This window comes from Pseudonocardia sp. Ae717_Ps2 (assembly GCF_001932475.1).
GTDB lineage: Bacteria > Actinomycetota > Actinomycetes > Mycobacteriales > Pseudonocardiaceae > Pseudonocardia.
This window is the reverse complement of the sequence record NZ_MCIS01000001.1, coordinates 85,233-97,609: the sequence shown is the minus strand read 5'-3', so window position 1 is coordinate 97,609 and position 12,377 is coordinate 85,233. Positions and strand designations below refer to the sequence as shown.

Below are 12,377 nucleotides of genomic sequence, written 5' to 3'. Positions count from 1 at the left end.
CACCGATCGGGTCCGATCCGGGGTCCCGGGGCCGCCCATCGGGCCGGCAGCGGGGCTCTCTACCCTGGTCAGGACGTATTCCGATCCTGTGGAGGCCCGGTCGTGGGACGCCCCGTCCGTCGCGTGCTCGTCGCCGTCCTGGCGGTGGCCGCCGTGCTCGTCGTGGGTGATCTCGCCACCGGCGCGGCCGTCGAGTCGGGCATCTCGCGCGCGTTGCGGGACCGGCTCGACCTCCCCGAGGACCCCCGTGTGCAGGTGCACGGCTTCTCGGTGCTGGCCCAGGCCGCGACCGGCCGCTACGACCACGTCGAGATGACGCTGCAGCGGGTCCCGGTCGGGCCGCTGCGCACCCCCGAGCTCCAGGTGCAGCTGTACGGCCTGCGCGGAGACCTCTCCGATCTCGCCGGTCCCGGGCCGGCCCGGTTCCGTGCGGCGGCGGCCGAGGGGATCGTCCAGATCAGCCCGAACGACGTCCGCCGGATGGTCGTCGACGCCGGGGGGCCCGCCGCCGGGGTGACGCGACTGTCGGTCGAGGCCGTCGACGCGAACGCGATCGACTCGGTGATCCTGGCCGGCGGCGACCCGACGCTGCGCGGGCTCGACCCGCGCAACGCCGCACGGTTCGTCGCGGAGATGCCGGTGGACGGGGCCGACGCGCGGGTGGCCGTGCTGGCCGCGCTCGTCGTCGACCACGGCACCATGCGGGTCGTCCCGCGCGACGTCCGGCTCGACGGCTCGGACGAGCCGGTGCCGGACGCGGTGCGCACCTCGATGCTGCGCGCGCTCGCCGTGGACATCGACCCGGGTCCGCTGCCACTGGGCGTCACCGCGACGTCGGCGAGCGTTCCGGAGTACAACGTGCTGCAGGTCGCCGGTTCGATGCGCGACCTGAGTGTGGGCGCCGGACCGGGTACGTCCCGCTCCGCGGGCTGAGCGGGCCGAGAGGAGGCGTCGGTGGACGTCACGGGTGCAGTGGTGCTGGTCGTCGTCCTGGTGGTGGCGACGCTCGCGGGGCTGGTGCTGCGCAACCGGTCCGGGCGGCTCCGGCCCACCGGCGACGACCGCGGCGCGACCGACGGCGCCGGGCCGGGCTGGGACCTGGCCGGAACCGGTCCGGACGGGCGCCGGGCCCTGCTGCTGCAGCTGTCCTCGCCGGTCTGCGCGCCGTGCCGGCAGACCGCGCGCGTCCTCGGTGACCTGGCCGCGGCGGACCCGGGCCTGGCGCACGTGGAGGTCGACGTGGCCGAGCACGTCGACGTCGCCCGGGCACTGGGCGTGCTGCGGACCCCGACGACGGTCGTCTTCGACGCCCGCGGCGCGGAGGTCCTGCGGGTCTCCGGTGTCCCGCGCGTCGACGAGCTCGTCGCCGCCCTTCCCACCGGCTGAGAACGTGTGTGTGATGTCCGGTCGGCGCCGACCGCTGGGCTCCGCGCCGAACGTGAGCTAGGCTCGGTGACGTGAACTGGCCGCTGACCCGACGCCGCACGGTTGATCTGTGCCGCCTCGCCGGCTGCCTGTGTCTGGACTCCTGACCCGCGTGTCCTGAGCCCGGCGTCCCGCGACGCCGAGGTTCCCACCCCGGTTACTGGAGTCCCATGTCCGCCACGGACCACGGATCCGCGCACTCCGAGCCCCGGCTCGACCCGCGCGGGGTCCGCTTCTCCGCCGCGATCACCACCGTCGTGCTGGCGTTGGTGCTGCTGTCCGGCAGCGGCGTGCTCGTCACCGCACAGGCCGTCGTGTTCGCCGTCGCCTCGTTCGCCGGCATGCGGTTCGCGCCGTACGGCGTGGTCTACCGGCACCTCGTCGCGCCCCGGCTGGGTCCGCCCGCCGAGCGCGAGGACGCCGCCCCGGTCCGCTTCTCGCAGACCGTCGGGCTGGTGTTCACCGCCGTCGCGGCGGTCGGCTACCTGTCCGGACTGACCGTGCTGGGTGTCGTCGCCACGGCGGCGGCACTCGTGGCGGCCTTCCTCAACGCGGCCTTCGGCTTCTGCCTGGGCTGCGAGATGTACGGGCTCCTCGCCCGCCTGCGCGGTGGCGCCGCCGCCGCGCGTTCCTGACCCACCCTCGACACGACTCGGGAGAGAAACGAACATGAGCCGCGAGGACGTCCTCGTCACCGCCGACTGGGCGGAGCAGAACCTGGAGACCGACGGGGTGGTGTTCCTCGAGGTCGACGAGGACACCACCGCCTACGACGGGGGCCACATCCCCGGTGCGGTCAAGGTCAACTGGACCGACGAGCTGCAGGACGCGGTCCGTCGTGACATCCCCACCAAGGAGCAGTTCGAGCAGCTGCTCTCGGCCAAGGGCGTCGCCAACGACGACCTGGTCGTGCTCTACGGCGGCAACAACAACTGGTTCGCCGCGTACGCGTACTGGGAGTTCAAGCTCTACGGCCACGACAAGGTCGTGCTGCTCGACGGCGGCCGCAAGAAGTGGGAGCTCGACGGCCGGACCCTGACCACCGACGTCAAGGACCGCCCCGCGACCTCCTACACCGCGAAGGAGGCCGACACCTCGATCCGCGCTTTCCGCGACGAGGTCGTCGACGCGATCGACACCAAGAACCTGGTCGACGTCCGGTCACCCGACGAGTTCTCCGGCAAGATCCTGGCCCCGGCCCACCTCCCGCAGGAGCAGAGCCAGCGTCCGGGCCACGTGCCGAGCGCGATCAACATCCCGTGGTCGAAGGCGGCCAACGAGGACGGCACGTTCAAGTCGAACGAGGAGCTCGCCTCCCTCTACAAGGAGGCCGGCTTCGACGAGGGCAAGGCGACCATCGCCTACTGCCGCATCGGCGAGCGCTCCAGCCACACCTGGGTCGTGCTGCACGAGCTCCTGGGCCACTCCGACGTCAAGAACTACGACGGCAGCTGGACCGAGTACGGCTCGCTGATCGGCGTGCCGATCGAGCTGGGAGCGAAGTGACATGTGTGCCGCACCTGACCAGAACCTGACCCTGCCCCCGAACACGGACCTCTCCAAGGAGACCGTGCTCGCCGGCCGCGTCATCGCCGGTGGCGACCCGGTGGCCGGGGCCTTCGTCCGGCTGCTGGACGGCACCGGGGAGTTCACCGCGGAGGTCGTGTCCTCGGCCTCGGGTGACTTCCGGTTCTTCGCCGCCCCGGGCACCTGGACCGTCCGGGCGCTGTCGCGCTCGGGCAACGGCCAGTCCGAGCTCGTTGCCGACGGGCCGGGCCTGCACAGCGCGGAGATCGCCGTCGCCTGACCGGTCCGCGGGGCCGCCGCCCCCGACCGCACGAACGGGCCCCTCGTACGAGAGCTTTCGTACGAGGGGTCCGTTCGTGCGTGGACAGGGGCATCGGCACGGCACTCGGTGCCCGGACCGGGGCGGCGGTAGAATGGCCGGTCGTGCACTGGTTCTCCACCGGGCTGTTGATCGCCCTGTCCGCGGGAACCGCCGCCTGGGCCGGATGGTTGCTCCGTCGCCTGTTCGTCGTCGAGCCCGCCGCCGCGCCCGGGCCGGGTCCCGATCCCGAACGGGACCCCGACGACCACCACACCGAGGAGCAGACCCCGTGACCGACCCCGAGCCCGCCGCAGCCGCCGACGAGGAGTTGCAGACCACCATCACCGGACCGGAGAACGCGGCCCCGGACTCCCCGCAGCGCAACCGGCCGCAGTGGCCCGACCTGCCCGTCGACGACGACACCGCCAACCTGCGGCAGGGCCCCGACCTGCACGAGGCCTGCCTCGGCCTGCTCCCGCTCGTCGGGACCTGGCGGGGCACCGGCGAGGTCGTCTACCCGACGATCGAGGGCCCGTTCCACTTCGGCCAGCAGATCACCTGGGCGCACGACGGCCGCCCGTTCCTGTCCTACGAGGCACGCTCCTGGCTGCTCGACGACGACGGCGGCATCATCCGCCAGGCCGCGCGCGAGACCGGGTTCTGGCGTCCCCAGGAGGACGGCTCGATCGAGGTGCTGATCGCGCACAACACCGGCATCGTCGAGGTCTACTACGGCCCCCGGGGCGACATGCGGTCCTGGCAGATCGAGACCGACGCCGTCGCCCGGACGCCGTCGGCCAAGGAGGTCACCGCGGCGAAGCGGCTCTACGGCCTGGTCAACCAGGGCGACCTCGCCTACGTCGACGAGCGCGCGATGGTCGGGCAGCCGATGCAGCCGCACATCTCGGCCGTCCTGCACCGGGTGGTCGGCTAGTTGGTCGCGGTCCGGGTCCGCCCCTGCGGCGGACACGCGGTGCTGCTGGAGGTCGACGACGCCGCCGGGGTGGCGGCCGTCGTCGCCGCCGTGCGGGACGCCGGGCTGCCCGAGGTGCGGGAGCTGGTCCCGGCCGCCCGGACCGTGCTCGTCGAGGTGGCGCCCGGGGCCACCACCGAGCGGGTCGTGCAGGTGGCGCGGGCCGCGGACGCCGACGCCGGCGAGGCGGGCACCGGCACGGTCCACACGCTGGCCGTGACCTACGACGGCGAGGACCTCGCACTCGTCGCCGGGACCGCGGGCCTGTCCGTCGACGAGGTGGTCGCGCTGCACAGCGGCGCCGAGTACCGGGTGGACTTCTGCGGCTTCGCGCCGGGCTTCGGCTATCTGTCGGGCCTCCCCGAGCCGCTGCAGCAGCCGCGGCTGGAGAGCTCGCGGACCGCGGTGCCCGCCGGCTCGGTCGGGATCGCCGACGTCTACAGCTGCGTCTACCCGCGTCGCTCCCCCGGCGGCTGGCGGCTGATCGGCCGCACCGACGCCGTCCTGTTCGACCCCGTCGCCGACCCGCCGGCGCTGTTCACCCCCGGCGACCGCGTCCGGTTCGAGCCCCGGTGAACGCGCTGCTGGTGGTGCGGGCCGGACCGCAGGCGCTGGTGACCGACCGCGGTCATCCCGGGCATGCGCACCTGGGGGTCCCGCCGTCGGGTGCGCTGGACCGGCCGGCCTACGAGCTGGGGAACCGCCTGGTCGGCAACGACGACGGCGCCGCCGGCCTGGAGCTGCTCGGCGGCGGGCTGCGGGTGCGCGCCAGGGGCGGCCGGACCGTCGCCGTCACCGGGGCGCCCGCGCCGGTGCTCGTCGACGGCCGGCCTGCCGGGTCCCACCGGGCGCTGCACCTGCCCGACGGCGCCGAGCTCGCGGTCGGGACGCCGGTCGGCGGGCTGCGGTGCTACCTCGCCGTCGCGGGCGGGGTGGACGCTCCGGTCGCGCTGGGCAGCCGCAGCACGGATCTGCTGTCGGGGCTGGGCCCCGACCCCGTCGCCGACGGCGACGAGCTGCCGGTCGGCCCGTGGTCGGGCCGGGTCCCGGTGTCCGGGCCGGTCCCGGTGTCGGTGCCCGGTGCCGTGGTCGGGCTGCGGGTGCGTCCCGGCCCCCGCGACGACTGGTTCACCGACCCGCACGGCGCCCTCGCCGGTCCGCTGTGGACGGTGACGGCGGACGGGAACCGGATCGGGGTCCGCCTCGACGGGCCGTCCCCGGGGCGGCGTCCGGAGTGGAGCGACCGGGAGCTCCCGAGCGAGGGGATGGTGACCGGCGCGGTGCAGGTCCCGCCGGACGGGCCGCCGGTGGTGTTCCTCGCCGACCACCCGACGACCGGCGGCTACCCGGTGATCGGCGTCGTCGACCCCGCCGACCTGCCGCTGCTCGCCCAGGCCCCGCCGGGGACGGGCGTGCGGTTCACCGTGCTGCGCTGAGGCTCAGCGCTCGGCGTCCTCGCCGTCGAGGATGGTGCGGACCTCGTCGACGGCCATCCCGGAGAGCCGGCCGATCTGCGCCGGGTCGAGCCCGCACTCGTGCAGGCGCCGGACGGCGCCGGCCAGGTCGTCACGGCGGCGGCGCAGGACCTCGTCGAGCTCGGCGATGCGGTCGCGGGTGTCGTCGAGCCGTTCGGTCGCGTCGACGGCGCGGGCCGGGTCCTCGATGAGCACTCCGAGCAGCCGGTCCTTCGCGTCGCCGGCCGTCGGAGTGCGGGCCCCCGCGGGCGGGACGACGGCGAGCGGCAGCTCCTGCTGCTCCCCTCCGGGGAGATCGGGCTGCGGGTCGACGACCGCGTCGGCGCCGCGCAGACGCGCCCGCTGCACGGCCCGGGCGGCGAGGGCCTGCTGCACGGCCCGGGAGACCGGCTCGGGCGTCGGTCGGGACGCGGCCCCGGTGGGCGGGGTCGGTACGGCGGGTGGGACCGGTGTGGCCGGCATCGCGGACGTCGCGGGGAGGTCCTCGGACGCCGGTTCGGTGCGCTCGGCCGACCAGGGCGGCAGCGGACCGGTCGCGGTGTCCTGCCGGTCGACCGGGGTCCGCTCCGTCGCCGGGGTCGCGGTGTCGTCTCCGGCCGGGGTCTGCTCGGCCGCGGCGGGCGTGGCGTCCGGGCCGGGCGCGACGACGTCGGTGAGGTCGTCGACGACGCGCAGCCGCGCGACCGGCCACTCCGGGGCCGACGGCGTCGCCGGGTGGTCCGAGGTCCCCGCCGCATCCTGGTGCGTGGTGCTCTGGTCCGCTGCGTCCTGGTCAGCGGCGCCCTGGTTCGTCGTGTCCTGGTCAGCGGCGCCCTGGTTCGTCGTGTCCTGGTCCGCGGCGTCCTGGTCCGCGGCGTTCCGGTCCGGCGCGTTCTGGCCCGGCACGTTCCGGTCCGGCACGTTCCGGTCCGCCGCGTCCTGGACCGGCACGTTCTGGTCCGCGGCGGCCCGGTCAGCGGTGCCCCGGTCAGCGGCGGCATCGGTCAGGGCGGCGGCATCGGTGTGCCGGGCCGTTCGCAGACCGGTCGACCGGGAACGCGGGGTCGGTCGTGGCCGGGGCAGCGGCTCCCCCGCGGCACCCGACGCACCTCCACCCGACGCTCCGGCACCCGGCGCACCGGCACCGGACACCCCGGCACCCGACGCCGGCGGAACCGCGGCGAGCGACACGGCGGCCGTCGCCTCCGGGGCACGGCCCCGGGCGAGGGTGGCCGCGTCGGGCAGCTCGTCGGCCGGGGCGAACAGTGCCTCCAGCGAGCCGTCGCCCCCGTCGTCCCCGTCGTCGTCGGGAGCGGCGTGCCGCGCCGCACCGGACGCGACGGCCGCGCCGGCGTACGCGGGCACCCGCGGCAGCGGACCCGTGTCCGCGCCGCGCTCGGCGACCACGTCGGCGACGGTCCGTACACGCGCCGGGGGCGGCGGGTCGGCCGGACCACCGGCCGCCTCACCGGTCCAGTCCGCATAGGACGGCTGCGGGTCCGCGACCGTGCGCGGGGGCTCGAGCGGCAGCGGCACGGGCGCGGAGGTGCGGCGCGCACGCCACACCCCCCACAGGACCAGTACCACGAGCACGCCCGCGCCCAGCACCGCCACGAGGGGCAGGACCGGGACCGTGAACGAGCCGAGCTGCATGGGCCCGGACCTTATTGGGGTCCCGGGCCCCGCGCGGGGAACCTCAGCTGCTGCGCGTCCCCGTCGAGGGCTGCGCCGCGTCCGTCCGGCCCTTGTCCCCGGTGGCCGTGCCGGAACCGTTGCGGGTCGCGCCGTTGCCCTTCCCGCCGCCCTGCGACGACGGCTCGGACCCCGACGACGCACCGTTACGACCGTTCTGACCGTGGCCGGCCTGGCCGGAGCCGTTGCGCGCGCCCTCCGGACCTGGTCGTGCCGGGCCGCGCCCGGGAGCCGGGTTCGCGGTCGTCGGCGGCTCCACGTCGGCCTTCGCGCCCTCGGCCGCGGTGCCCTTGTCCCCTGCCGGCGGCTTCTGCGAACCATCCGTTGGGGTGTCACCGGAACGGCGGACGGCGCCGACCGCGACCGTGCGCTCGGCGTCGCCGCCGGACTTCGGACGCGGGTCCTGGACCGGCACCACCGACGTCTTCGGCTCCGCCTCGGCAGGCCGGGAGCCCGACGCGGGCCGGAACAGCTCGGCGGGCTCGGGCTCGTCACCGGGGCGGGCCGCGGTGGCACGCTCGGCACCACCCTGCTGCCCGGTGGGGGCCGGCGACGGGCGCGGGCCCGGTGCGGGCCGCGGGCCCGGGCGCGGACCGGAGCTCTTGTCCGCCTCGGTCTTGTCCCCGTCGGTACCACCCGGCCGCTGTCCCGCGCCGTCGGCCCGGGCGGGCTGCGGCGCGCCGGCCGGACGGCCACCGCCCGACCCACCGGAGCCGGGCGAGACCGGACCCGAGGCCGGCCGGGGCTGGGACCCGGAGTCCTGGCGGCCCGGGCCGGGGCCCGGCTGCGGACGCGGACCGGGACGCGGTGCCGCGTCGGCCGACGGCGACGCCTGAGCGGCCGCCGGTCGGGCGCCGTTCACCCCGGCACCGTTGACACCCGCCGCGGGTGCCTGCGGGCGGCCGTTCGGGGAACTCTGCGGACGCGCAGAGCCCTGCTCCTTCTGACCGGGACGCTCCTGCTGACCGGGCCGCTGCTCGGCCCCCGGACGCTCCTCGGCGCCGGACCGGGAGCCGGGACGCTGCGGCTCCGGGGCACCCGGGCGCGGGCCGGGACGACCGGGCCGCTGGTCCGCGGAGTCGGGACGGGCCTTGGGCTGGTCGGAGCGGCCCTGGTCGGAGCGGCCCTGGGCGGAACGGTCGTCGGACGACGCCGCCTCGCCGGCCGGTCCACCGGGCTTCTGCGCCGGACCGGGGACCGGTCGGACCTCGTGGCGGGCCTTGTCCCCCGCGGCCGGGTCCTTCCCGACCTCGGCGCGCAGCTCGTCGCGACGACGGGTCAGCTCGCTGACCTCCGTGCGGAGCTTGTCGCCCTGCTCACGGGCACGGTCGGCGTCGGCGCGGGCGCGGTCGACCTGCTTGCGGGCCTCCGCGACGACGCGCTCGGCGTCGGCACGGGCCTTGTTGCGGATCTCCTCCGCCTCCTCCTCGGCCTTCTGCAGGATCGCCTGCATGCGGTCGGAGAAGCTGTCGACGGCACCGTGTCGGTCGGAGTCCGACGGCCCCGGGACGGGGCGTGGGCCGGGACGCGGCACCGGGCGGGGTGGCCCACCCGCCGGCCCGACGGCGAACCCGCCGGGCGGCGGCACCGGCATGGGCGGCGGGATCGGCCTGCTCCGCAGCGCCTCGATGTCCGCCCGCATCCGGCCCATCACCCGCTGCATCCCGACGATGTGCTCGTCGACCTGCCGCCGGTCGTAGCCGCGGAGAACGACGTCGAACCGCGGGGAACCGCCCGGGCGGTCCGCCCCGTCTGCCGTCATCGCCTCTCCTCAGGTCGTCGACATGGGCGCCCTCGACGGGCACGTTCGAGGTCGGCGGACCGACGGTCCGGCGCGACCTCGCCGGTCAGGGTAGTCACGACGACGGGGTCGCGGCGAACCACGCAGCGTGCACCGGTCGTCCGTCGGCGTGGCGGGCCCCGCGACGGACGGTTCCGTGACACGATGTTCGGTCACCGCCCTCGTGACCCGATCCTACCGGGCCACACCGAATACCATCGGCGGTGTGGACAGCACACTGAAGGGCACGTTGCACCGGCGTGGGCTCCGGATGACCCCTCAACGCCAGCTCGTGCTGGACGCGGTCAGGGAGCTGGGGCACGCGACACCCGAGCAGGTGTGCACCCGGGTCCAGGCGACGGCACCGGCGGTGAACATCACGACCGTGTACCGGACGCTGGACCTGCTCGAGGAGCTCGGCGTCGTCCGGCACGCCCATCTCGGGCACGGGGCGCCGACCTACTCCGAGCACCAGCACCGCCACGTCCACCTCGTCTGCCACCACTGCGGCCGGGTGGACGAGGCGCCGACCGAGCTGCTCTCCGATGTGGCGAGTCGCACGCTCGCCGACCTGGGATTCCGCCTGGACGCGACGCACGTGGCCCTGTCCGGCACGTGTGTCGACTGTGCGCACGACGACGAGGACTCCACAGAAGAGGACTCCGCCGAAGGAGCCCCCCAGCAGGACGACACGGCGCCCCCCGAGGGCGCGGAGGGAGACCGGTGACCGTTCCCGGATCCGAGCAGACCCCGGACACCACCGACGCCGAAGGCTCGACCCCCGACCCGGACGACGCCGTCGCCGCGCACCACGGCGACCCGCCGGCCGAGCAGCGGGCGATGGCCCGCTCGGCGGCCGTCGTCGACCGCGGGCACCGCGAGGTGCTGGCGGTGACCGGCGAGGAGCGGCTGTCTTGGCTGCACCTGCTGCTCACCCAGCACGTCAGCGAGCTGCCGCCCGGCACCGGCACCGAGGCCCTGGTGCTCGACGCGCAGGGCCGGGTGCTGCACCACATGGCCGTCGCGTCGTCGGCGGACACGGTCTGGCTCGACACCGAGCCCGGTGAGGGCGCCGCCCTGCTCGACTACCTGTCCAAGATGGTCTTCTGGTCGAAGGTCGAGCCGCGCGACGTCACCGCCGAGCTGGCCGTGCTGTCCGTCGTCGGCCCCGAGACCCCCGCCGTGCTCGCCGCGGCCGGGCTCCCGGTGCCCGATGCGCCGAACGGCGTCGCGGCCCTGCCGGACGGCGGGTTCGTGCGACGGATGCCGTGGCCGGGCCGGGACGCGGCGGACGTCGTCGTCCCCCGCGGCACGAAGGACACCCGCTGGGCGGACCTCACCGCCGCCGGGGCGCGGGCCGCCGGGACGATCGCGTTCGAGGCGCTGCGGGTGGAGTCGCGCGCGCCGCGCCTGCACCGCGACACCGACGACCGCACCATCCCGCACGAGGTCGGCTGGATCGGCTCCGCCGTGCACCTCACCAAGGGCTGCTACCGGGGGCAGGAGACCGTCGCCCGGGTGGCGAACCTGGGCCGCCCCCCGCGGCGCACGGTGCTGCTGATGCTCGACGCGGGCGACGAGGACCTGCCCCGCACCGGCGACCCGGTGGTGCGCGACGGCCGCACGGTCGGCCGGGTGGGCACGGTCGTCCAGCACCACGAGCTGGGCCCGGTGGCGCTCGCGCTGCTCAAGCGGTCGGTCCCGGTCGACGCCGAGCTGACCGCGGGCGTCGACGACCGGGTCTCCCCGGCCACGATCGACCCGGACTCCTACGAGCCGGACCCGGACACCCCGCCGCCGGGCCGTGCCGCCCGGGAACGGACGGGCGGCGCCGCGCGCCGGGGGTGACGCGCGGCCCGGCCGGACCACCGTGGGACGGCCACCGGGTGAACACCCGGGTGTCCCGCACCGGTCCGCGCCCGGGTCCGCCTGTGACGACGGCGGTGCCGCGTCGCATGTTCCGGGGTGAGCAGGGTACGGTTGGTCCCACGACATTGATGAGACGAGAGGGGCCGCCGGGTCGTGCGCAATGACCGGCCGCCCCTTCCCTGTTGTAAGGGGGACCTGCCATGGGGCGTGGACGAGCCAAGGCCAAGCAGACGAAGGTGGCCCGTGAGCTCAAGTACAGCTCCCCTTCTATGGATCTCGACGCCTTGCAGCGGGAGATCGGTAGTGCGACGGCGGTGACGACGACGGACAGCCGCGAGGACGACTACGGCGAGTACGACGACCTCGCCGCCAAGTACAACGACGAGGACGACGACCCTCGGCGTTGACGGCCACTTCGGCGCCCGGCCCCCGTCGTGTTGCGACGGTCCGGGCGCCGTGGCACGTGCCGACCCGGTGAGCCCGCTCGCCGGACCGGTCGCACCGGCCGGTTTCCCCTGGCCGCTCGGATAGGGCAAGATCACGACCTGTCTCCCGTGGGAGGCGTGGTCACCGGTCCCGTCACGTCCGAGGTGTTCAGCAGATGCGCGGCAACCTGTTCGCGGTCGCCGTCAACCTGGTCGTGCTGACCGTACGGTCGGACCGCCTGCACGTGCTGCTCATCGAACGGGGCGAGCCCCCGTTCCTCGGGCACTGGGCGCTGCCCGGTGGTTTCGTGCGCCCTGAGGAGGATCTGGTCCACACCGCCAGTCGGCGGTTGGACGAGGAGACCGGGACCGACACCGGCAACGCCGTCTGCGGGCACCTCGAGCAGCTGGCGAGCTACGCCGCCCCCGACCGCGATCCTCGCGGCCGGGTCCTGTCCGTCGGCTACCTCGCGCTCCTTCCGGACATGCCGGAGCCGACGCCGGGCGGCGGGGCCACCGCATCCGCGTGGTGTGCCGTCGACGACGTGCCGCAGCTGGCGTTCGACCACCAGCGCATCCTCGCCGACGGTGTGGAGCGGGCGAAGTCGAAGCTCGAGTACACGACGCTCGCCGTGTCGTTCTGTCCGGACGAGTTCACGGTGACCGACCTGCGCCGGGTCTACGAGGCCGTCTGGGAGACCTCCCTCGACCCGCGCAACTTCCAGCGCAAGGTGACCTCCACCGACGGCTTCCTCGTGCCGACGACGACGCTGGTCACCGGTGGCCGCGGGCGTCCGCCCCGGTTGTTCCGCCGGGGTCCGGCGACCGCACTGCACCCCCCGATGCTGCGCGAGTCGCACCGCGCCGGGAACCGACCGACCGCGCAGGACGCGGCGTCGCCGCCGGGACCGGCGTAGCGCACGGTCGAGGA

16 protein-coding genes are annotated in these 12,377 nt (G+C 75.5%); 14 read left to right on the top strand and 2 right to left on the bottom strand.

The genetic code is table 11. From position 1 onward, the window contains the following. Nucleotides 1–102: 102 nt before the first annotated feature. From Ae717Ps2_RS00495 to Ae717Ps2_RS00460, 10 genes are all read left to right on the top strand, one after another. A complete protein-coding gene (locus Ae717Ps2_RS00495) occupies nucleotides 103–933 on the top strand; it encodes a DUF2993 domain-containing protein (RefSeq protein ID WP_075308744.1) in 831 nt (276 codons plus the stop codon). 21 nt (nucleotides 934–954) lie between these two features. Then, entirely contained in the window at nucleotides 955–1,386 is a 432-nt protein-coding gene (locus Ae717Ps2_RS00490; RefSeq protein WP_075308746.1) for a thioredoxin family protein, read from the top strand. Nucleotides 1,387–1,457: 71 nt separating this feature from the next. Next, nucleotides 1,458–1,532, top strand: a complete 75-nt coding sequence (locus Ae717Ps2_RS40180; protein ID WP_350662235.1) for a putative leader peptide — start codon at nucleotides 1,458–1,460, stop codon at nucleotides 1,530–1,532. A 63-nt stretch (nucleotides 1,533–1,595) separates the two neighbouring features. Next, nucleotides 1,596–2,060, top strand: coding sequence for a DUF4395 domain-containing protein (locus Ae717Ps2_RS00485; RefSeq protein ID WP_060713556.1), 465 nt, complete (start codon nucleotides 1,596–1,598; stop codon nucleotides 2,058–2,060). Nucleotides 2,061–2,094: 34 nt separating this feature from the next. Next, nucleotides 2,095–2,931, top strand: a complete 837-nt coding sequence (locus Ae717Ps2_RS00480; RefSeq protein ID WP_020626036.1) for a sulfurtransferase — start codon at nucleotides 2,095–2,097, stop codon at nucleotides 2,929–2,931. A gap of 1 nt (nucleotide 2,932) precedes the next feature. Beyond that, nucleotides 2,933–3,232, top strand: a complete 300-nt coding sequence (locus Ae717Ps2_RS00475) for a DUF1416 domain-containing protein (protein ID WP_020626035.1) — start codon at nucleotides 2,933–2,935, stop codon at nucleotides 3,230–3,232. 80 nt (nucleotides 3,233–3,312) lie between these two features. Beyond that, nucleotides 3,313–3,546 (top strand): hypothetical protein, encoded by a 234-nt coding sequence (locus tag Ae717Ps2_RS37180; protein ID WP_020626034.1) that lies wholly within the window; start codon nucleotides 3,313–3,315, stop codon nucleotides 3,544–3,546. After that, the gene (locus Ae717Ps2_RS00470) at nucleotides 3,543–4,187 is read left to right on the top strand and encodes an FABP family protein (RefSeq protein ID WP_020626033.1); all 645 of its coding nucleotides are present in this window, start codon (nucleotides 3,543–3,545) and stop codon (nucleotides 4,185–4,187) included. Before Ae717Ps2_RS37180 ends, Ae717Ps2_RS00470 begins: the two co-directional genes overlap by 4 nt. Next, entirely contained in the window at nucleotides 4,188–4,802 is a 615-nt protein-coding gene (locus Ae717Ps2_RS00465; protein WP_075308748.1) for an allophanate hydrolase subunit 1, read from the top strand. Further along, on the top strand, nucleotides 4,799–5,662 hold the full coding sequence (locus Ae717Ps2_RS00460) for a biotin-dependent carboxyltransferase family protein (RefSeq protein WP_075332877.1): 864 nt from the start codon (nucleotides 4,799–4,801) through the stop codon (nucleotides 5,660–5,662). Before Ae717Ps2_RS00465 ends, Ae717Ps2_RS00460 begins: the two co-directional genes overlap by 4 nt. A gap of 3 nt (nucleotides 5,663–5,665) precedes the next feature. On the opposite strand, the gene Ae717Ps2_RS00455 is transcribed toward Ae717Ps2_RS00460, so the two are convergent. Together Ae717Ps2_RS00455 and Ae717Ps2_RS00450 are read right to left on the bottom strand one after the other, a co-directional pair. Continuing rightward, nucleotides 5,666–7,333, bottom strand: coding sequence for a hypothetical protein (locus Ae717Ps2_RS00455; protein ID WP_075332876.1), 1,668 nt, complete (start codon nucleotides 7,331–7,333; stop codon nucleotides 5,666–5,668). 43 nt (nucleotides 7,334–7,376) lie between these two features. Continuing rightward, complete coding sequence (locus Ae717Ps2_RS00450; RefSeq protein ID WP_075332875.1) at nucleotides 7,377–9,134, bottom strand: hypothetical protein; 1,758 nt, start codon at nucleotides 9,132–9,134, stop codon at nucleotides 7,377–7,379. A gap of 289 nt (nucleotides 9,135–9,423) precedes the next feature. Between Ae717Ps2_RS00450 and Ae717Ps2_RS00445 the strand changes: the two genes are divergently transcribed. The 4 genes from Ae717Ps2_RS00445 (at nucleotide 9,424) to Ae717Ps2_RS00430 (ending at nucleotide 12,363) form a co-directional block, all read left to right on the top strand. Continuing rightward, the gene (locus Ae717Ps2_RS00445; protein ID WP_051050347.1) at nucleotides 9,424–9,879 is read left to right on the top strand and encodes a Fur family transcriptional regulator; all 456 of its coding nucleotides are present in this window, start codon (nucleotides 9,424–9,426) and stop codon (nucleotides 9,877–9,879) included. Further along, nucleotides 9,876–11,000: a folate-binding protein YgfZ gene (locus Ae717Ps2_RS00440; RefSeq protein WP_075308756.1), complete on the top strand. Its 1,125-nt coding sequence runs from the start codon at nucleotides 9,876–9,878 to the stop codon at nucleotides 10,998–11,000. The genes Ae717Ps2_RS00445 and Ae717Ps2_RS00440 overlap by 4 nt, the downstream gene beginning before the upstream one ends. A gap of 221 nt (nucleotides 11,001–11,221) precedes the next feature. Next, nucleotides 11,222–11,428 (top strand): DUF3073 domain-containing protein, encoded by a 207-nt coding sequence (locus Ae717Ps2_RS00435; RefSeq protein ID WP_043281081.1) that lies wholly within the window; start codon nucleotides 11,222–11,224, stop codon nucleotides 11,426–11,428. A 194-nt stretch (nucleotides 11,429–11,622) separates the two neighbouring features. Continuing rightward, nucleotides 11,623–12,363, top strand: coding sequence for an NUDIX domain-containing protein (locus Ae717Ps2_RS00430; protein WP_020626717.1), 741 nt, complete (start codon nucleotides 11,623–11,625; stop codon nucleotides 12,361–12,363). The last annotated feature ends 14 nt before the right edge of the window (nucleotides 12,364–12,377 follow it).

Excerpts from the sequence above, each read along its gene's own strand:
- Ae717Ps2_RS00430 (WP_020626717.1), top strand. The coding sequence starts at position 11,623 with ATGCGCGGCAACCTGTTCGCGGTCGCCGTCAACCTGGTCGTGCTGACC.
- Ae717Ps2_RS00455 (WP_075332876.1), bottom strand. The coding sequence starts at position 7,333 with ATGCAGCTCGGCTCGTTCACGGTCCCGGTCCTGCCCCTCGTGGCGGTG.
- Ae717Ps2_RS00435 (WP_043281081.1), top strand. The coding sequence starts at position 11,222 with ATGGGGCGTGGACGAGCCAAGGCCAAGCAGACGAAGGTGGCCCGTGAG.
- Ae717Ps2_RS00450 (WP_075332875.1), bottom strand. The coding sequence starts at position 9,134 with ATGACGGCAGACGGGGCGGACCGCCCGGGCGGTTCCCCGCGGTTCGAC.
- Ae717Ps2_RS00480 (WP_020626036.1), top strand. The coding sequence starts at position 2,095 with ATGAGCCGCGAGGACGTCCTCGTCACCGCCGACTGGGCGGAGCAGAAC.
- Ae717Ps2_RS00475 (WP_020626035.1), top strand. The coding sequence starts at position 2,933 with ATGTGTGCCGCACCTGACCAGAACCTGACCCTGCCCCCGAACACGGAC.
- Ae717Ps2_RS00485 (WP_060713556.1), top strand. The coding sequence starts at position 1,596 with ATGTCCGCCACGGACCACGGATCCGCGCACTCCGAGCCCCGGCTCGAC.
- Ae717Ps2_RS00445 (WP_051050347.1), top strand. The coding sequence starts at position 9,424 with ATGACCCCTCAACGCCAGCTCGTGCTGGACGCGGTCAGGGAGCTGGGG.